Source organism: Micromonospora yangpuensis (genome assembly GCF_900091615.1).
Lineage (GTDB): Bacteria > Actinomycetota > Actinomycetes > Mycobacteriales > Micromonosporaceae > Micromonospora > Micromonospora yangpuensis.
In genome coordinates this window covers 4,178,437-4,196,215 of the sequence record NZ_FMIA01000002.1, presented here as the reverse complement: position 1 = coordinate 4,196,215, position 17,779 = coordinate 4,178,437, and the positions used below count along the sequence as shown (strand labels likewise).

Below are 17,779 nucleotides of genomic sequence, written 5' to 3'. Positions count from 1 at the left end.
ACTCTACAGTATGTAGATGAAATTGAGGTTGGCCTCGACCGCCGACCGCCGCCAGGCGGGCGCGCGGCTGCGTGGCGACTCCACCAGCCTGGTCCTGTCCAGCGCGGCGACCTCCGCACTCGGGCTGGTGTTCTGGGTCGCGGCGACCCGGCTGTACCCGGTGGAGGCGGTCGGGCAGGCCACCACGGCGGTCAACGCCGCCACCGTCCTGGCCGGCGTGGCCAATCTCAGCCTCGGCCCGCTCTACGAACGCTTCCTGCCCGCCGCGGGTGCCCTGCGGGCGCGGCTGGTCGGGGCCGGCCTGGTGCTCTCCGCCGTCCTCTCGGTCGTGCTCGGCACCGTCTTCCTCGCCGTCACCTCGGCCGACGGACTGGTCACCAGCAGGGCGCAGGCGCTGGCGTTCGTCGCGGCCGTCGTGGTCCTGGCCGCCTTCGCCCTGCTGGACGCCGTCCTCATCGGCGCCCACCGGGCGCGGTGGGCCGCGCTGAAGAACACCGCGCACGCGGTGGCCAAACTCGTCGCGATCGTGCTGGTCTCCTGCGCGGGCACCGGATTCACCATCGTGCTCGGGTGGATCGTGCCCGCCGCCGTCGCCGTCGTGGTCATCGAGGTGCTGCTGCTGACGGTGCTGCGGCGAGGCGGCCGGCAGGAACCGCACACCCTGCCAGCCGCGCGGGAGTTGGCGGGCTACGCCGGGGTCTCCTTCGGGTGGATGATCGCCCAGGCCGTACCCGGTCTGGTGGTGCCGGTGCTCGTGCTCTCCATCGCCGGGGTCGACCAGGCCGCCTACTACAACATCGCCTGGACGGTCGTCACCGCCTCCCTGCTGGTCACCTCCCTGATCGCCGGCCCGTACGTCAGTGCGGCCGCCCGCCCGGGAGCCGACCTGCCGGGGTTGACCCGCTCGTTCATCCGGGTCCTGGCCCTGGTCTGCCTCCTGCGCGGTCTCGGCGTCGCGGTGGCCGGCCCGGTCGCGTTGATGCTCTACGGCACCGAGTACGCCCAGGCGGGGACACCCCTGCTGGTCGTGATGGGGGTGGTGCACCTGCTGTCGGGGCCCGGCCACCTCTACGGGGCCCTGGCGCGGGTGCACCGTCGGATCGGCTACCCGATGGTGGTGCAGGCGGTGGGGTCGGTCGTCCTGGTGGTTCTCGTCGCCCGCTGGTTGGAACCGATGGGGATCATGGCAGTGGCCTGGGCCTACCTCGTGCACGACCTGCTGGTCCTGGCCGCCGCCATACCCCCGCTGGTCGCGCTGCTGCGGGTGACCCTGCGGGAGCGGCGGTGAGTACCCGACGGCGGGTGACCGTGTGGCGGCTGGAGCTGCTGCCCGGATCGGAAACCTTCGTCCGCGACCAGGCCGACGCCCTGCGCCGGTGGACCCCCACCCTGCTGGGCAGCCTCCGGGTCCCCTCGCCGCTGTCACGCGCCGACGACACGGCGGTGTTCGGACGGGGGTTCGGCGACCGGGTCCGGCTGGCGCTGGCTGACCTGACCGGCCGGTCGGGGCGGATTACCACCGAGCTGGCCAGGACCCGCCCCGACCTGGTGCACGCCCACTTCGGCAAGGACGCGTGGCTGGTGCTGCGGGCGGTACGTCGGCTCGGGGTACCGCTGGTCGTCACCGTCCACGGCTACGACGTGACCGCCCTGCCCGCCGCCCCCGGCCGGCGCGGCAGACGGGCCCGCCGCCGTCTGCGGGCGGTCCTGGGCCGGGCGGACGCGGTGGTAGCGGTCTCGGAGTTCATCCGGGACCGGGTCCTGGCGCAGGGCGCCGATCCGGCCCGCACGGTCGTGCTGCCGATCGGCATCCGGCTGCCCGAGCCGCCGGAACCGGCCCCGACCGAGTGGGACGTGGTCTTCGTCGGCCGGTTCGTGGCCAAGAAGGGCGTCGCGGACGCGATCGCCGCCCTCGCCGCCCTTCCGGCGGGGGTGGCACCCCGCTGCGTCTTCATCGGCGACGGCCCGCTGCGCGCCGCCGCCGTGGCCGTGGCGGCAGCCCGTGGCCTGGACGCCGTATTCCCCGGCGCGCTTCCCCCGGCGGAGGTCCGCCGGTACCTGGGCCGCGCCCGGGTGTTCCTCGGGCCCTCCCGCACCGCCCCCGACGGCGACGCCGAGGGCTTCGGCATGGTCTTCCTCGAGGCCGCCGCCGCCGGGCTGCCCGTGGTGTCCTACCGGCACGGGGGTGTTCCGGAAGCCGTCGTCGACGGGGTGACCGGCCTGCTCGCCCCCGAGGGGGAGCTGCCCGCGCTGACCGAGGCGCTGCGGCGGCTGCTGTCCGATCCGGCCCTCGCGGAGCGCCTCGGCGCGGCGGGCCGCGCGCGGGCCGGCACGGCTTTCGACATCCGCGAGCGCACCGCCGCCCTCGAGGGTCTCTACGACCGGTTGGTCGGCGGGTCGGCGGCGGGGGAGGGCTGACCGGGGCGCCGGGCGGCCGGAGCCGGTTCCGGCCCGGGGGTCGTCGGTGGCGGCGGATCCGTGGGGGAGGGGGCGCTGATCCGTACCTGGTCGATCTCGACCCGGTGGTCGCCCTCGGTGGCCGTGCCGCCCACCTGGGTCTCGGTCTGCAGGGCCAGCCACATCGGCTCGTGCGGAACCGCGTCGCCGGTCACCGCACCGAAGGGGGTGCCGTCGAGGCTCCAGCACACCACCTCGGGGGTCCACAGCACGGACACGGTGTGCCACCGGGTGTAGTCGGCCACGGCGGTGAACTGGGTCTTGCGCCGCCCGCCGTCCTGCGGGTCCCGCCAGTGCACGAACGCCTCGGCGCGCTGCCGGGTCGCGGTGAACCCCTCGGCGATGTCGATCTCCGGCGGCCAGCGTTCCGACGAGGGCCACAGCAGGAAGTGGTAGCTGAGCACGGGACTGGCCGGGGCGCGGAACCGGATGTCCCAGCGGCCGTAGGTGCGTGCCTGCCGCCAGTTCGACACCCCGCCGGTGTGCCAGCGCCCCGGCTCGTCCAGCCGGGGCCGCCCGGACAGCACCAGCGCCCCGTCGCGTACCGCGACCTGGTCACGGTGCCAGCGGGTGCGCGGGTCGGAGCTTGGCTGACCGGTGTACACGGACCAGTTCGGACCCAACGCGGGGCCGTCGAAGTCGTCGGCGAACACCACCGGCCAGTCCCCGCCGACCCGTCCGCAGTCGGCCGGCAGCGCGGCCCGCGACGGGTCGGGACCGTACAGCAGGGTCAGGCCGACCACGGCGGCCGTCGCCGCCGCGCCGATCCGGTCGGACCCGCCGGCGGTCACGACACGACCCGTCTGGCGAGGCGGTACAGCGGCGGGAACAGCGGCCCGGTGATCTTGATCAGCAGTGCGTGCGCGGCCAGTCCCGGGCGGCCACGGCGCACCGCGGTGACCACGGCACGCCACCGGAGGTGACGACGCAACCGGCGGCGGACCTCGGCGGCAACCCGGGGATCCCAGCCCTGGTGCACGGGCGTCGTGACGCACGGAACCGCGTGGAACCAGAGCCGGAAGTAGGACTCCGCCGACGCCCGCTCCCGTCCGGGAAGCCGGGGGCCGAACCGGGACAACGCCACCTCGCAGCAGTACGCCGTGTTCTCCAGCCGTAGGGCGTCGCCGGTGCTGACCGACCCGGGGCGCTCCCGGTAGCGGTACAGGGCCTCGGGGACGAACGCGACCCGCTCGGCGTGCTCCAGTGCGTCGAGGACGACGAGGAAGTCGTCCTGGGAGGTGAGGCGTCTGCGGGTGGTCGGCCGCAGCACGGTCGCGCGGAACAGCTTGTTCCACAGGTACCCGCGCAGCGTCCCGGTCAGCACCAGCGGGGCGAAGCCCTCCCGGTCGACGACCCGGGGGGTGGGAAACCCCTCCATCAACCAGGTGCGCCCGTCGGCCTCGACCCGTTCGGCGCGGCAGCACACGATGTCCGCGCCGGTCTCCTCGGCGACGCCCAGCAGCCGGGTCACCAGATCGGGTGCCCACTCGTCGTCGACGTCGCAGAACCAGACGTAGCGTCCCCTGGCGTACTCGACGCCTTTGTCCCGGGCCGCCGCCGCCCCGACCGGCTCGGCGATGCGGACCAGCCGCCGGTCGGGCCGGTCCCGGCAGAACTCGGCGAGCAGCTCCGTGCCGCCGTCGGTCGAACCGTCGTCGACGACGACGATCTCCGGTGCCCCCTGGAGCGCGGCCAGCCGGGGCAGCGCGGCGGGCAGGTAGGCCCGGGCGTCGCGGACCGGCACCACGACGGTCACCGACGGTTCAGGGGGCACGGTTGACCAGGTCCCAGACGAGGTCGTCGACGGGGCTCGCGGTGTCGGTCAGCACGACCACGGCCCGGTCCCCGGCGACGGCGATCATGCTGGAGAAGCCGCCGGTGCGGCCGGTCTTCCAGGCGATCGGCCCGTCCTCGCCGGCCCGGATGTACCAGCCGAGTCCGTTGCCGTCGGCGTCGTCGGCCTCCAGCCGGGCGACCGGCCTGCCGTCCTTCACCGCCGCCTGGGTGTCCGTGGTGACCAGTCGCTGGGCGTAGCGGCACATGTCGGCGATCGTGGAGATCCCGGATCCCGAGGGGGCGTAGGCCCCGAGGTTCCACGGTGGGCTGCGTCTGCCCTGGTCGGTGTAGCCGCGTGGCCGGTTGTGGTTCGCGGCGGATCCCAACCCGGTGTCCCGCAGCCCGAGCGGTTCGATCAGCCGTTGCCGGAGCAGGGTGGGGTAGTCGGTCTCCGCCGCCGCCGCGAGGGCGTGGCCGAGCAGGGCGATCCCGATGTTGGAGTAGGCGAACCGGCCCCGGGTGGCCAGCGGATCCCGCCGGGCACGGTCGAGCACCTCGGCGAGGTCGACGTCGTGCACGGTGTCGCCGCGCACCTCCTCCACCCACCACCGGCGCAGGGTGTCGTCCCGGTCCTCGTCGCCCCACTCGCCCAGCCCGGAGCGGTGGGTGGCCAGATCCTGCAGGGTGACGTCGGCGACGGGTCCCTCGCCGAGGTCCAGCAGGTCACCGACGGGGGTGTCGAGGCGTACCTCCTCGCGGGCGACCGAGTCGGCCAGCAGTTCCCCGGTGAAGGTCTTGGTCAGGGAGGCGATCTCGTAGCGGCGACGTTCGTCGGACCCGAAGTGGGCGTAGCGCACCTGGTCGTCGGTGACGTAGCAGACCGAGGCCGAGTGGCGTACGCCGGTCAACAGCCGGGCCGACCGGTCCAGCAACGCCTCGTCGCCGGTGCGTCGCTCCGACAGGGTCGGCTTCCACCGTCCGGCGAGGGCCCCACCCGCGGCCACCGCGATCGTCACCAGCACCGCCACGACGGTGACCAGGGCGCGCCTCACGACATCACCCCCAGTCGCAGCGTGAGCAGGACCAGCCCGGCCAACCCGACGACGACGAACAGCGCCGTCAGGTACGGGCGTGAGGTCGCCAGGTCGGTCGTCCGGGCCGGGGCGCCGCGCCGTTCCCGGAGCAGGACCGACCCGGCGTACACGGCGAGCGCCGTGGCGACGGCTGCACCGGCCACCGGGCCGATCACCATCTGTAGTGGGCTCATCGGGGCCTCCGCTCGGTGGGCGGGTCGGTGCGCGCGAGCACGGTCACGTGGTCGGACCGTTCGATCACGCGGTAGCGCCCGGTGGTGACCAGTTGCCTGGCGACCGTGTCGAACCAGGTGGGCAGCGCCCCGTTGACGATGTGCTCGTAGCGTTGCCGGGGCTGGGTGAGGACCACGTAGTCCGGTTCGGCACGTAGCAGCCGCTGGAATGCCGTGCCCTCCCCGGCGGTGATGTCCACCGGCCAGACCTCACCGACCCGTGTCGCGCGCAGCGTCCCGTCGGTGAACAGCGGCCAGATGGTGCTGCCGGTCGGCGCCGAGTCCAGGACCCGGGAGGCGGTCGCCACCACGTCGGCGGGATTGCGTTCGAAGGCGGTGTTCGCGCCGCGTACGGCGGTCAGGCCCAGGCCCGCCAGTCCGAGTCCGACGGCGAGCCCGGCGGTGGCCCACCACCGCCTCGACCGCACCAGTACGCCGAGGGCGACCGCGGCGAGTACGGCGAGCAGGGGCAGCGCGTAGAGGAACACCCGTAGCACCACCTCACCGCCGTAGGGCTGGGCGACGACGAGGACCCCGGGCGCGGCGACGACGGCGGCGGTGGCGGACATCGGGAACAGCCGTCTGCTGGCCAGCCAGCCGACGAATCCGGCCAGCGTGAACAGCGCGGACCAGCCGATTCTCAGCCGCTGCATGGCCTGGTAGGAGCCGTCACCGCGGACCCGCTCGGTCACTCCGCTGCTCACCGCCTGTTCGACCTGCCCGAACCCGTTGATCAGGACCGACAGGTGCCCCGTCCACCAGTCGGTGGCACCGAAGGCGAACCAGGCGGCGAAGAGCACACCGACGGCGAACCACAGGGTGCGCGAGCGGATCGTGCCGGTCAGCGCCAACAGCGCCAGTGCGACGATCAGCGCGACCGGGGTGAGTTGGTGGGTGACCACCAGGGCGGTCGTGAGCACCAGCAGCGTGACCTCGATGGCCACCACCCTGCCCGCGGACATCCCCACGGGTCGGCCGGGGGTCCGTCGTACCGTCGCCCACATCCGGGCCAGGGGACCGCCGGTCACCCGGGGCACCGGGGCGTGGGAGGTCTGCCAGAAGAGCACGGCGAGGACGACCAGGAAGAACAGCAGCGCCACCGACTGCGGGGAGAAGTAGTCCTGCTGGACCCAGTTGCCGCAGGCGAAGAGCAGCACACCGGTCCAGGCCAGCCTGCGGTCGCGGGTGACGGCCAGCCCGATGACGTACACCGGGGCGATGTAGAGGCTGCCGAGCACGGCGGGGTAGGCCAGCAGTAGCGGGGCGGCGTCGTCGAGCCCGGCCCAGCCGGTGAGCGCGGCGGCCGCCGTGAAGAAGCCCGGCCAGCTGAACCGGGCGTCCGTCGCGGTGAGTAGCACCCCCGAGCGGGCGATGGCGTCGGCGAACCCCACGTGGACGTACCCGGTGCCCACGACGGCTCCGCCGTCGGCGAAGGAGACGAAGGTGGTGGTCATGGTGATCGTGAGGACCGCGCAGACGGCCAGCGTGGCCGTCCCTCCGCGGTGCAGGGCGCCGGCGGCTACGGCCAGGACCACCAGGACGGCGACGACGTACTGCCAGGGCAGGGCCTGGATCAGGCCGAGGGCGCCCGCCGCGTCGAGGTCGACGACCCGCACCGCCCAGATCCACATCACGGTGGCGCCGGCCAGGGCCGAGCATCGCAGGAGCGCGAACACCACCGCCGCCCGGTCGACGGGAGTACGCGACGGTCGTGGCCGGGTCGGGCAGGCGCCCCAGGCGGGCACCGTCGTCGCGGCGGTCGCCACCGCCAGCAGCGAGGCCGCGACCGATGGACTCCAGGTGACGGTCAGGGTCTGGGTGAGGGTGAGCAGTACGATCGCGGCGACCGACAGCGCGGGCGCGGCCGCCACCCACATCGGTCGACTCCTGCCGAACAGCAGGATCGCCACGGGAACACCCGGGCTGGTCAGCGCGAACAGCACCGCGAGGACCTCCCGGCCGGGCAGCGGGATCCGCCACCAGACCAGGATCGGCACGATCAGGGCCAGCGCCGCCGTCGCCACGAGCGCCCCGCGCTCGACCCGTCCGTCCGGGGTCTCGTCGACGATGGTGGTGGGCGTCGGGTGCAGGGTCTGCGTGGTCACCGACCCCCTCCCACCAGGGCGTCGCGTGCCGCCGCGGCGACGAACAGCACCGGGCCGGTGAGGTAACCCAGGCGTTCGGCGCGGTCGAGCGCCCGGGGGTAGCCGGGGTCCTTGCGGCTGTTCTTCCTGGAGGTCGGGCTGAGCAGCATCGCTGCGGCCGTGGGCAGCCGGCGGACGATCCGCGTGAACGCGGCCGGGCTGGACAGCGCGTACCGGGTGACGCTCGCGGCCATCCCGGTGCCGTACCCGTACATCTGGGTGCGCAGCGCGGTGAGGGTGGGCCGGTGGTGGTGATGGACGACGGCCGTCGGTTCGTACCGCAGGCCGTGCCCGGCGAGCACGACCCGCCGGAACATGTCCAGGTCCTCGCCGCCCCGGGTCGGTGCCCCCGCTCCGAGGGTGGCGGCGAACCCGCCGGTGCGCAGCAGGAACGACCGCAGGAACGCCATGTTGTTCCCCGATCCGAACTCGCCGGCCGCGTAGGGGTAGAGCGGGCCGCGCGGGCCGGCGTCCGCGCCCGGGTCCGGTTCGTGTCCGGGCCGCCACACCAGGGGCTGTGCCCCCTTGTCGAAGCCCGCGCCGGCTTCGAACCAGCGTTGCGGGTCGGTGTCGGTCGCGGCGGCCAGCACCCGGCCGGTGACACAGACGACGTCGTCGTCCGGCGGTGCGAAGCCGCCGGTCAGGACCCGTGCCCAGGTGGGGGCGGCGATGGCGTCGTCGTCGGTGAAGGCGACCACCTGCGCGCGGGCGGCCCGCACGCCCCGGTTGCGTGCCTGCGACAGGCCACGCCGGGGTTCTTCGACGATACGGAGCCGCTCGTCGTGCAGCCCGGCGAGCACCCGGCGGGTCGCACCGGAGCGGGGATCGTTGTCGACGACCAGGATCTCGATGTCGGGAAGATCCTGGGCGGTCAGGGCCTCGACGCTGTCGCGCAGGTGCGGGCTGGTGCCCAGGGTGCACAGCACGATGCTGACGGCGGGTAGCCCGCCGGGGGTGCCGCCAGTTTCGGGGCGAACCTGGGGTGCCGATCCGCCCCGGCGAGGGGTGAAGCCCGTCAGGTAGCCCAGCCCGGCGCAGGCCAGGCCCGCCATGCTGAGGCCCAACCGGGCGCCGGCTGCGCGCTCGCCGCGCAGGAACCGGAGGGCGTCGCGGCGCCAACCCCGGGTGAGGCTGCCGGCCACGTGGGCGCGCTCCGCCGAGAGGGCGGAGCGACCGACCAGCCGGACCAGTTGGGCCTTGGACCGCCCCTCGTGGAAGCAGCGTCGCACCAGGTACGTCGGACGTTGCCGTGCTGGTGGCACGAGGTGGTCCACCCGCAGTCGGGTGTCCCGCACGATCCGGGCCTCTGGCCGTGCGGCGGCGAACCGGATGGCGAGTTCGGTCTCCTCGCAGCCGACCGGGTGCTCGCCGCGGCGGCCGATCCCCTCGGTGAAGAGCCCGACCTGGTCGAACACTCGGCGTCGGACGGCCATGCAGGCCCCGATGGGGTTGCGGATCCGGGCGCCGTCGTCGGGCAGACCGGGGTAGTCGCATCCGACGACCCAGCCGTACTCGGGGGGGAACCACGGGGGCGTCGTGGTGCGGTCGGCCCAGTCGGCGTCCACGGCCCCGCCCACCATGTCGGTGTCGGGCTGGGAGAAGCGTTCCCGGACGGCCGTGGCCCAGCCCGGCCGGGGGACGGCGTCGTCGTCGAAGAAGACCAGGACCTCCTCGGTGCCCGCCTCGACGCCGGTGTTGCGGGCCCCGGAGAGTCCGGGGGCGTGGGTGTTGCCCAGGACGGTGACGGCCCCGGGTGCCGGTCGGCCCCACGTGCTCAGCCGGGCGGCGAGTGTGGGGTTGTGGTCGACCACGATGTGCAGCCGGTCGGCCGGGCCGAGTTCGGCGCGGACCGCGTCGACGAGCCGGCGTAGCCCTGTCTCCCTGCGCTGGGTGTAGGTGCAGACGACGACGCCGAGGGAGACGGGATTGCGGACGTTCATCCGGTGGGTCGCTCCTGAAGGGCTGGTTCGGGCTCCGGCTGGGGGGTGCGGAGCGGAAGGCCGGTGGGCGGCCGTCGCCGTTCCCGTAGGAGGGTACGCAGGACGCGTTTGCCGTCGCGCCACGCGTTGAGGTTGCTGACCCCGTGGACCCGGCGGCGCTCGTGGCTGGGAATCTCGGCCACGACGATCCCCGCCCGCGCGACCCGGCAGTTGATCAGGGTCTCGACCTCGAAGCCCTCGCCCCACCGCATCGGACCACGGCTCGACCCGGGTGACGGGAGGTCGAGCACCGGCAGGACCTCGCGGCGGAAGGCGTTGAAGCCGTAGCACAGGTCGGAGTAGCGGGTGCCGAACAGCAGGTTGGTGAGTCTGGTCAGCCCCCAGTTGCCCAGGGAACGCAGGACGGTGATGTCGTCACTGCCGCCGCCCCGGGAGCGGGTGCCCTTGGCGAAGTCCGCACCCCGGACGATCGCGTCGACGAAGGCGGGGATCTCGGCGCTGTCGGCGGAGCCGTCGGCGTCGAACATGACGATGATGTCGCCGGTGGCGGCGGCGAAGCCGCAGGCCAGGGCGTTGCCCTTGCCGTAGCGGTTCTGTTCGACGACGGTCGCGTCCGGCCGGATGCGGTGGAGCAGCTCGCTGGTGCGCCGGTACCGGACGCCCTCGACCACGACGAGCTCGTACTCGGGGGGCACCCCGGGGATGACCTCCTCCAGGTTGTCGGCCTCGTCGAGGGAGGGAACGATCACGGAGACCCGGGGGGTGCCGGGTGTCGCCGGGGTCATGTCCGCACCTGGCCGACGCGGGTCTCTTGGACCGTCGCGCACGGGCTCGGCCCGCTCACGGCGACGGATCCGTCCGTCTCACTCTCGACCACCACGCAAGACACCACGGCCGATCGCCTCCCCACGTTCCCGTTCGGCGTACCGAACACTACATGATGTAGAAATAAGGGCATCGAGTGTGCTCGACGCCGAACGGCTGCATCCGACCGGTGCCCGCCGTGACCGGGACGCACCGCCGCCACCCGCCGCCACAGCCCGGCCGGAGCAGACGCCTTCACTGCCGGGCCGCCGTGACCAGGTGCGGGCGGCCGGTCAACGGATGCGGGACGATCGCGCTACGCACCCCGAACACCTCGTCCACCCGGTCGGCGGTGAGCACCTCCCCGGGAGACCCCGAGGCGATCACCGCACCCTGGTGAAGCAGGACCACCCGGTCGCAGTGCGCGACCGCCTCGTCCAGGTCACCCACCGCGAGCACGGTGGTCACCCCCGCCGAGCGGAGCAGGTCGAACAACTCCAGCCGGGCGCGCACGTCCAGATGACTGCCCGGCTCGTCGAGCAGCAGCACCGGCGCCCGTTGGGCCAGGGCCCGGGCCAGCACCACCCGCTGACGTTCACCCCCGGACAACCCGCCGACGAGCCGGTCCGCCGCCCAGAGCATGCCTACCGCCGACAGAGCCGAGCGGACGATGCCCGGGTCCGCCACCCCCCGGGTCAGGAAGCCCCGGTACGGGTACCGGCCCATCTCGACGCACTCCGCCGCGGACAACCCGTCGCACTCACCGGCGTGCTGTGCGGCCACCGCGACCCGACGTTCCACCGTCCGCGCGCCCACGCGCCACACGTCCTCGGCCCCCACGAACACGCTTCCCGAGGTCGGCCGCACCGCGCGCGAGACACAGCGCAACAGGGTGCTCTTGCCGGAGCCGTTCGGACCGACCAGGCCCGTCACCGTCCCCGGTTCCGCGACGAAACCCGCGTCGCCGACCAGCCGGGCCCCGTCGACCGTGACGGTCACCGACCGGACCTCCACCCTCACCGCGCCCCCCGGGTCCGGCGCCGCAGCACCGCGCAGAACAGGGGTGCCCCCAGCAGCGCGGTCACGGCCCCCACCGGCACATCCGCCACGGGACCCACCCACCGGCTCACCTGGTCGGCCACCACCAGCACCACCGCGCCCACCAGCAGCGCGACCGGGATCGTCCTGCCGTGGTCCGCCCCGACCAGCCACCCGGCGGCGTGTGCCGCCAGCAGGCCGACGAAACCGACCCCACCGACGCTGCTGACCGCGGCGGCGGTGAGCACCGCCGCCGCCACCAGGAGCAGCACACGCACCCGGGTCGCCGAGACCCGAAACGCCCCGCTGCCGGGCTCCGAGGCCACCGCGTTCATCGCCCGCGTCTGGGTCGTCAGCACCACCGCGCACAGCACGACCGCCGACAGAGGCACCACCGGGGCTCCCCACGGTCCGCCGGCCCCCGAACCCCACAGCCAGAACACCAGACCCGGCGAACGCGACGGCGCCACGGCCGGATGCGCGACGGCCACCAGGGCCAACCCCGCGTACGTGACCCCCAGCCCGGCCAACAGCACCCCGGTCGCCGGCCGGGCGTGAGCGAGGGCCAGGACGACGAGCAGGCTCACCAGCGCCCCGGTGAACGCCGAGCCGGAGACCACGACGGCACTCGTCGCGCCCATGGCCAGGGCCAGCACCGCCCCGACGGCCGCCCCGGCGGACACCCCCACCACCTGCGCGTCGGCGAGGGCATCACGCAACAGCGAGCGGAGACACATCCCCGCCAGCCCGAGCCCGGCACCGGCCACCGCCGCCGTGACGACCCTGACCACGCCCCCACCCGTGGCTGCCACCGCCCCGTGCGGCGCCTGCTCGCCCGTGAACAGACCGGCGAAGGCGGCAACGGCCGCACCCGCCGACACCCCATCTAGGCCGATCACCACCCCGAGCGCGGCCAGCAGCGACCCCACCGCGCCGACGAGGACCAACGGGTACGGCGGTCGCGGGCGGCTATCCGGGTAGGACATCGATCACCCCCGGTGCCCCCACCGGTTCGTCCGGACGGTGCCGGGGGCTCCGTGCCGGAACACACCCGACGTCGTCACGGAGTGTGAGGCGAGGCTGTCCTGGGGTCGAGCCGCCGGACGTACAGCGTCCAGAGCCGGGATGACACCCGGCGCACGGGTGACGGTGAGACAACCTCATGATCGGGAAGTCGGTGAGGAGTCGTTGAAAGTTCCACCACAGGTGGGAACTCACCCTGCTCAGAGGCCGACCATTGGACCGTGCGTAGATCCTCTGTCATCGCGGGCATCGGTGGGTACACACCCGACCAGGTGATCACCAATGCCGACCTGTGCCGCCGCTTCGACACCACGCAGGAGTGGATCGTCAGCCGTACCGGCATCTCGACGCGGCACCGGGTGGCCCCCGGGCAGTCGACCTCGGACCTCGCGGTCGCCGCAGCGCAGGCCGCGCTCGAATCCGCCGTTGACCTGGGCGGACCGGCGGTGGACCTGGTGATCCTGGCCACCACGACCCCGGATCGGCCGTGCCCGGCGACCGCCCCGCTCGTCGCCGCCCGGTTGGGACTGGACACGATCCCGGCCTTCGACCTCTCCGCCGTATGCTCCGGGTTCGTCTATGCACTCTCCGTAGCCGACGGGATGATCGCGGCCGGCACCGCCCGCCGGGTGCTCGTCATCGGCGCCGACGCCTTCACCACGATCCTGAACCCGGGCGACCGGGCCACCGCGACCGTCTTCGGCGACGGAGCGGGCGCCATGGTGCTGCGGGCGGGCGAGGCCGGGGAGCCCGGCGCGCTGCTCGGCTTCGACCTCGGCGCCGACGGAAACCAGGCAGACCTGATCACCGTGGCGGCGGGCGGCTCTGCCCGACCCGATCCTAGGGAAGCCGACGAGGCCGACCGCTGGTTCGCCATGCGCGGTCAGGCGGTCTACCGGCACGCAGTACTCCGGATGACGGAGACCGCCCGGGCGGCCATGGCGGTGGCCGGCTGGCAACCCAACGAGGTCGACCGGCTGGTCGCCCACCAGGCCAACGCCCGCATTCTGACCACGGTCGGTGCCGAACTGGAGATTCCGCCGGACAGGGTCTATTCCAACATCACGAACGTAGGTAACACTGTCGCGGCGTCGGTTCCCCTCGCGTTGGCCGACGCGGCCGCAGCCGGCGTCCTGCGCCGGGGTGACCGGGTGCTCGTCAGCGCTTTCGGTGGCGGGACGACGTGGGGAGCGGCGGCGTTCACCTGGCCCGAGTTGGCTGTCGCTGCCCGAACGAAAGGAGACCTGCCGTGACCGAGGAACAGATCCGCGCTCTGGTGCGTGACTTCGCCGAGAACCTCAACCCCGGTGAACCGATCACCCCGCTCAAGCCAGAGTACACCTTCGATGAGATCGGCGTGGACTCGATGAGCTTCGTCGATCTCCTGTTCCTGCTCGAACGGGAACACGGGATCGAGATTCCGGACGACGACCTACCCGAGATCACGACCGTCGGCGACCTCGTCGCCCACGTCACCGCTCGCTGAACCGACAAGGAACCACCATGAAGATGAGCCAGCAGGAGGGCCTCGGCGTCATCGTCGAGGGCTTCGACCCCACCTCCGACGAGGACGTCCGGCAGATCCGGAGCGCGGTCTACCGCGACAAGATCGTGGTCCTCAAGGGGCAGCACCTCGACCCCCGCGAATTCCTCGCCCTGGGCAGCCGGTTCGGCGAACCCGCCACCTACTACGAGCCGATCTACCACCACCCCGAGGTGCCCGAGGTGTTCGTCTCCTCCAACGTCTCCGACGGGGAGAAGCAGATCGGGGTCCCGAAGACCGGCAAGTTCTGGCACTCCGACTACCAGTTCATGCCCCGACCCTTCGACATCACCTTCATCTACCCGCAGGTGGTACCGACCAGGAACCGGGGCACCTACTTCATCGACCTCTGCAAGGCGTACGAGACCCTGCCGGAGGAGCTGAAACTGGCGGTCAAGGGCACCATGGCCACCCACAGTGTCCGCCGCTACTTCAAGATCCGCCCCAGTGACGTGTACCGGCCTCTGTCCGAGATCATCGACGAGGTCGACGCCAAGACCCCACCGGTCGACTTCCCCACGGCGTACCCGCACCGGCACACCGACGAGACCATCCTCTACATCAGCGCGGGCTTCACCCAGTCCGTCACCGACGCCGAGGGCGTCTCCCGTCCGGACCTGCTGCAGGCCCTGCTGGAGCACACCGGTCAACTCGACGAGAGCTGCACCCATCCGGCGATCCACCTGCAGTCCTTCGAGAAGGGCGACATCCTGGTCTGGGACAACTGGAGCATGGTGCACCGGGCCCTGCACACCACCACCCCCGAGCCGACTGTCTCCTACCGGGTAACGGTGTACGACGAGCCCCAGTCCGCGCAGTGAGCGCGCTCGTCGCCACCGACCTGCTCACCGAGGTGTTGTCCTGCTACAAGCCGCACTGCCGGTACCTGCTCGGCGCCACCGTCGGGGAACGACACCTCACCGGCCGGTTCGCGATCCCCAGCTCGTGCTACATCGACGACACCGGGCACCTGAACGCCGTCGAGGTTTCCATCTGCTACAACCAGATGCTCTACACCACGCTGGCCATGGCGGTCCGGGACGGCACCGAACCGGCGCTGGCCGACTGGAGCATGGACGACTACTGGCGGCGCCGACTTCCCGACATCCTCGTCGTCCGAAGCGCCCACGACTTCCGCAGACCGATCGACCCCCGGTCCTTCGTCGGGGAACTGACCCTCGAACGGGTCACCGCCCGCCGGCTCTGGGCCGACCGGCCACCCCTGGTCTCGATCGACACCACCTTCCGGTTCGCCGACGACCGGGGCGGACTGGCCACCGGAAGCGTCCGGGTGGCCATCAGCTCGGAGGCTGAGGCCGACCAGGCCGGGTGATCCCGGCGCCGACCCCTGTCTCCGCCGGGGCATCGACGCACATCGGGGACCTCGGGCCGCATCCTCGCGGCCCGAGGTCCGGGCTCAGGTGAGCAGGGTCCGCCAGTAGAACCAGAACTGCTCACCGACCAGGGCTGCGATGACCAGGAACCAGAGCAGCAGCCCGACGGTGTGGTACCGGACGAGCCCGGTCACGGCCCCTCGCAGGACCGCCGGGGTGGGCAGGTGGCGGTGGTGCAGGTTGTGCAGGGTGAGGTACCAGAAGATGACGATGGTGACGACCCACACGACCATGCAGTACGGGCAGAGGGCCCCGATCCGGTAGAGGCTCTGGTAGATCAGCCAGTGCACGAAGACCACCCCGAGGGTGGCCCCGGCCTGGAGACCCAGCCAGAACCAGCGGGGCAGGCGTGCCCCGGTGAGGGCCGCCACCCCGATGGTGGTCACCACGCTGAACCCGACCACCCCGATCAGGGGGTTGGGGAACCCGAACACGGCGGCCTGGGAGGTGGTCATCACCGAACCGCAGGACAGGATCGGGTTGATGCTGCACGTGGGCCGGTAGGTGGGGTCGACGAGCAGGTTGAAACGTTCGATGATCAGGGTCAGGGCGGCCAGGGCGCCGATCCCCCCGCCGAGGGTGAGGACCCAGCCGAGGACCCGAGCGGCGAAGGGCACCTCCGGGGCAACCATCCGGGCTGGTACCGCGGTCAGAGGCTGACTCATCCGGCCAGGGCCGCGTCCACGGCCGCCTTCAGCCCGGCGTAGGTGGGCTCCCCGTCGAAGCGCTCCCCGTTGAGGAAGAAGGTCGGGGTACCGCCGACCCCGGCGGCGCTGCCGTCACTCTTGTCCCGGTTGATCCGGTCGGTGAGGGCCGGGTCGGTGAGGTCGGTGCGGTACCTGGCCAGGTCCAGGCCGATCTCCTGGGCGTAGCCCTCGAAGAGTGCGCTCTGGTCCTGCTGCTGGCCGCCCCACGCGGCCTGGTTCTCGAAGAGGGCGACGTACATCTCCTCGAACTTGTCCTGGCGGGCGGCGGCCTCGGCGGCGCGGGCGGCGTTCTCGGCGTTGCGGTGGTTGGGCAGGGGGAAGTTGCGGACCACGTAGGTGATCTGTCCGTCGTACTCGGCGCGGAGCTGCTCCACCCCGGGGAAGGCCTGGGCGCAGGCGGGGCACTCGTAGTCCAGGAACTCCACGAGGGTGACCCGGCCGTCGGCGGCGGTGGAGAGCCGGTGGCTGTCGGCCCGCAGGATGCGCTCGGCGTCCCCGGTGGTGCCCCGCTGGACGTAGACCAGGAGGGCGGTCAGGCCGACCAGCACCACCGCCAGCAGCCCGACGGTGACCTTGAGGTTCGTGCTGAACCGGGGCTGGGCCATCGCCTTGGCGGCCTTGGACGCTTGCTTGCGAGAGCTGTTCGCCCCGGCCCTCGCGGTGGGGGCCGTTCCCGTCTTGCGACCGGGGCTACCCGTCGTCTTCCTGGACATCGCGGTCATCTCCTGTCGGATCGTCGCTCATCACACTGGTTGTCCGCTTTACTGGGCCTGAATCTTGGTGGTCTGTTCAGGTCCGAACCGTGGTCGACAGCGAGGGCCGTTTCCCGGCGGAGTCGAACCGGAACGTGACACGCCAGATTCGCCCCGGCTGCAGTTCCGCATGACCGAGGGCGGTGTGCGCGGTGAGGGCCAGCACGCTGAAGGTCACCTGAGCGTCTGCGTGCGAGGTGTCCACGGCGGCTCCGGACCAACCGGTGACCTTCTGCGTCGGGCTGCCCACCCAGCAGAGGTTCACGAAGGTACTCGAATTTTCCCGGCGCAGCCACACCCACAGGGTCTGCCCCTCCGCGCTGATCACCCTCGACTCGCGCTTGGGGCAGAAGGGGCGCCCGGAGCGGGAAGTCTGGCCGAACGGAACGAGGACCACGCACACCGCCGTCAGGGTGACAACCGTGAGTGCGGCCAGCAGGGGCAGGCGATGACGACCGTACGGGCGGGGGGCGGGAGCCGCCGGCGTGTTGGGATCCGATCGGGTCGCCACGACGACGAGGTGACCCACCGTGGTCCTCTCCGACGAGCCGTGGTGTAGGAGCCTGAGCCCCGGGGAACCGCTGCGACGCGCCGCATACCGGGTGGCGTTCGTGCCGACCGTGGTCCCTCTGGACGTCCCGGGCGCTCTCGCCGGTCGCGGGGTGGGCCGGCAGGGACGGCTGACCTGGTCGTCGGATTCGTCGTGCGCCAGGTCCTCCTGGTTGACGAGGCTGTGCTCCCCGTCGGACCCGGGCGAGGACTGGAGCCGCCCCCGGCGGCTACCGAGAACAACGGCGGCCGCCGCCATGATCAGCCACCAGACCGGGTCGGTCACCGCTTCTCCACCTTTCGGTACTCGACGACGTGTCCCGGAGCCGACCACCGGTGGCCGGTG

18 protein-coding genes are annotated in these 17,779 nt (G+C 72.6%); 6 read left to right on the top strand and 12 right to left on the bottom strand.

The window, feature by feature from the left end:
• Positions 1–16: 16 nt before the first annotated feature.
• Positions 17–1,288 (top strand): lipopolysaccharide biosynthesis protein, encoded by a 1,272-nt coding sequence (locus GA0070617_RS18950; RefSeq protein WP_139135715.1) that lies wholly within the window; start codon positions 17–19, stop codon positions 1,286–1,288.
• Positions 1,285–2,418: a glycosyltransferase gene (locus GA0070617_RS18945; RefSeq protein ID WP_229688594.1), complete on the top strand. Its 1,134-nt coding sequence runs from the start codon at positions 1,285–1,287 to the stop codon at positions 2,416–2,418. The genes GA0070617_RS18950 and GA0070617_RS18945 overlap by 4 nt, the downstream gene beginning before the upstream one ends.
• Here GA0070617_RS18945 and GA0070617_RS30680 read toward each other — a convergent pair.
• The 9 genes from GA0070617_RS30680 to GA0070617_RS18900 form a co-directional block, all read right to left on the bottom strand.
• A complete protein-coding gene (locus tag GA0070617_RS30680; protein ID WP_175440583.1) occupies positions 2,376–3,248 on the bottom strand; it encodes a glycoside hydrolase family 16 protein in 873 nt (290 codons plus the stop codon). The genes GA0070617_RS18945 and GA0070617_RS30680 overlap by 43 nt on opposite strands.
• Positions 3,245–4,231, bottom strand: a complete 987-nt coding sequence (locus GA0070617_RS18935; protein ID WP_091440105.1) for a glycosyltransferase family 2 protein — start codon at positions 4,229–4,231, stop codon at positions 3,245–3,247. The genes GA0070617_RS30680 and GA0070617_RS18935 overlap by 4 nt, the downstream gene beginning before the upstream one ends.
• Complete coding sequence (locus GA0070617_RS18930; protein ID WP_091440102.1) at positions 4,221–5,285, bottom strand: serine hydrolase domain-containing protein; 1,065 nt, start codon at positions 5,283–5,285, stop codon at positions 4,221–4,223. Before GA0070617_RS18930 ends, GA0070617_RS18935 begins: the two co-directional genes overlap by 11 nt.
• A complete protein-coding gene (locus GA0070617_RS18925; RefSeq protein WP_139135713.1) occupies positions 5,282–5,500 on the bottom strand; it encodes a hypothetical protein in 219 nt (72 codons plus the stop codon). The genes GA0070617_RS18930 and GA0070617_RS18925 overlap by 4 nt, the downstream gene beginning before the upstream one ends.
• Positions 5,497–7,644, bottom strand: a complete 2,148-nt coding sequence (locus GA0070617_RS18920) for a hypothetical protein (protein WP_091440096.1) — start codon at positions 7,642–7,644, stop codon at positions 5,497–5,499. The genes GA0070617_RS18925 and GA0070617_RS18920 overlap by 4 nt, the downstream gene beginning before the upstream one ends.
• Positions 7,641–9,623, bottom strand: a complete 1,983-nt coding sequence (locus tag GA0070617_RS18915) for a glycosyltransferase (protein ID WP_091440093.1) — start codon at positions 9,621–9,623, stop codon at positions 7,641–7,643. Before GA0070617_RS18915 ends, GA0070617_RS18920 begins: the two co-directional genes overlap by 4 nt.
• Positions 9,620–10,408 carry a glycosyltransferase family 2 protein gene (locus GA0070617_RS18910; protein WP_091440090.1) on the bottom strand — a complete coding sequence of 263 codons (789 nt, stop codon included), beginning with the start codon at positions 10,406–10,408 and terminating at the stop codon, positions 9,620–9,622. Before GA0070617_RS18910 ends, GA0070617_RS18915 begins: the two co-directional genes overlap by 4 nt.
• 274 nt (positions 10,409–10,682) lie before the next feature.
• Positions 10,683–11,426 (bottom strand): ABC transporter ATP-binding protein, encoded by a 744-nt coding sequence (locus tag GA0070617_RS18905; protein ID WP_217628847.1) that lies wholly within the window; start codon positions 11,424–11,426, stop codon positions 10,683–10,685.
• A gap of 17 nt (positions 11,427–11,443) precedes the next feature.
• Positions 11,444–12,451: an iron chelate uptake ABC transporter family permease subunit gene (locus GA0070617_RS18900; RefSeq protein ID WP_091440084.1), complete on the bottom strand. Its 1,008-nt coding sequence runs from the start codon at positions 12,449–12,451 to the stop codon at positions 11,444–11,446.
• 258 nt (positions 12,452–12,709) lie between these two features.
• On the opposite strand from GA0070617_RS18900, the gene GA0070617_RS18895 reads away from it, so the two are divergent.
• Genes GA0070617_RS18895 through GA0070617_RS18880 form a run of 4 tightly spaced genes read left to right on the top strand, consistent with a single transcriptional unit; the run spans position 12,710 to position 15,364 of the window.
• The gene (locus GA0070617_RS18895; RefSeq protein WP_091440081.1) at positions 12,710–13,741 is read left to right on the top strand and encodes a beta-ketoacyl-ACP synthase III; all 1,032 of its coding nucleotides are present in this window, start codon (positions 12,710–12,712) and stop codon (positions 13,739–13,741) included.
• On the top strand, positions 13,738–13,974 hold the full coding sequence (locus GA0070617_RS18890; protein WP_175440582.1) for an acyl carrier protein: 237 nt from the start codon (positions 13,738–13,740) through the stop codon (positions 13,972–13,974). Before GA0070617_RS18895 ends, GA0070617_RS18890 begins: the two co-directional genes overlap by 4 nt.
• A 17-nt stretch (positions 13,975–13,991) precedes the next feature.
• Complete coding sequence (gene scoE / locus GA0070617_RS18885; RefSeq protein ID WP_091440074.1) at positions 13,992–14,852, top strand: (3R)-3-[(carboxymethyl)amino]fatty acid oxygenase/decarboxylase; 861 nt, start codon at positions 13,992–13,994, stop codon at positions 14,850–14,852.
• Positions 14,849–15,364 (top strand): FcoT family thioesterase, encoded by a 516-nt coding sequence (locus GA0070617_RS18880; protein WP_091440071.1) that lies wholly within the window; start codon positions 14,849–14,851, stop codon positions 15,362–15,364. Before scoE ends, GA0070617_RS18880 begins: the two co-directional genes overlap by 4 nt.
• Before the next feature lie 84 nt (positions 15,365–15,448).
• On the opposite strand, the gene GA0070617_RS18875 is transcribed toward GA0070617_RS18880, so the two are convergent.
• From GA0070617_RS18875 to GA0070617_RS18860, 3 genes are all read right to left on the bottom strand, one after another.
• On the bottom strand, positions 15,449–16,057 hold the full coding sequence (locus GA0070617_RS18875) for a vitamin K epoxide reductase family protein (protein ID WP_091440067.1): 609 nt from the start codon (positions 16,055–16,057) through the stop codon (positions 15,449–15,451).
• 29 nt (positions 16,058–16,086) lie between these two features.
• On the bottom strand, positions 16,087–16,737 hold the full coding sequence (locus GA0070617_RS18870; RefSeq protein ID WP_091440063.1) for a DsbA family protein: 651 nt from the start codon (positions 16,735–16,737) through the stop codon (positions 16,087–16,089).
• Positions 16,738–16,921: 184 nt separating this feature from the next.
• Positions 16,922–17,719 (bottom strand): hypothetical protein, encoded by a 798-nt coding sequence (locus tag GA0070617_RS18860; RefSeq protein ID WP_091440056.1) that lies wholly within the window; start codon positions 17,717–17,719, stop codon positions 16,922–16,924.
• Between the last annotated feature and the right edge of the window lie 60 nt (positions 17,720–17,779).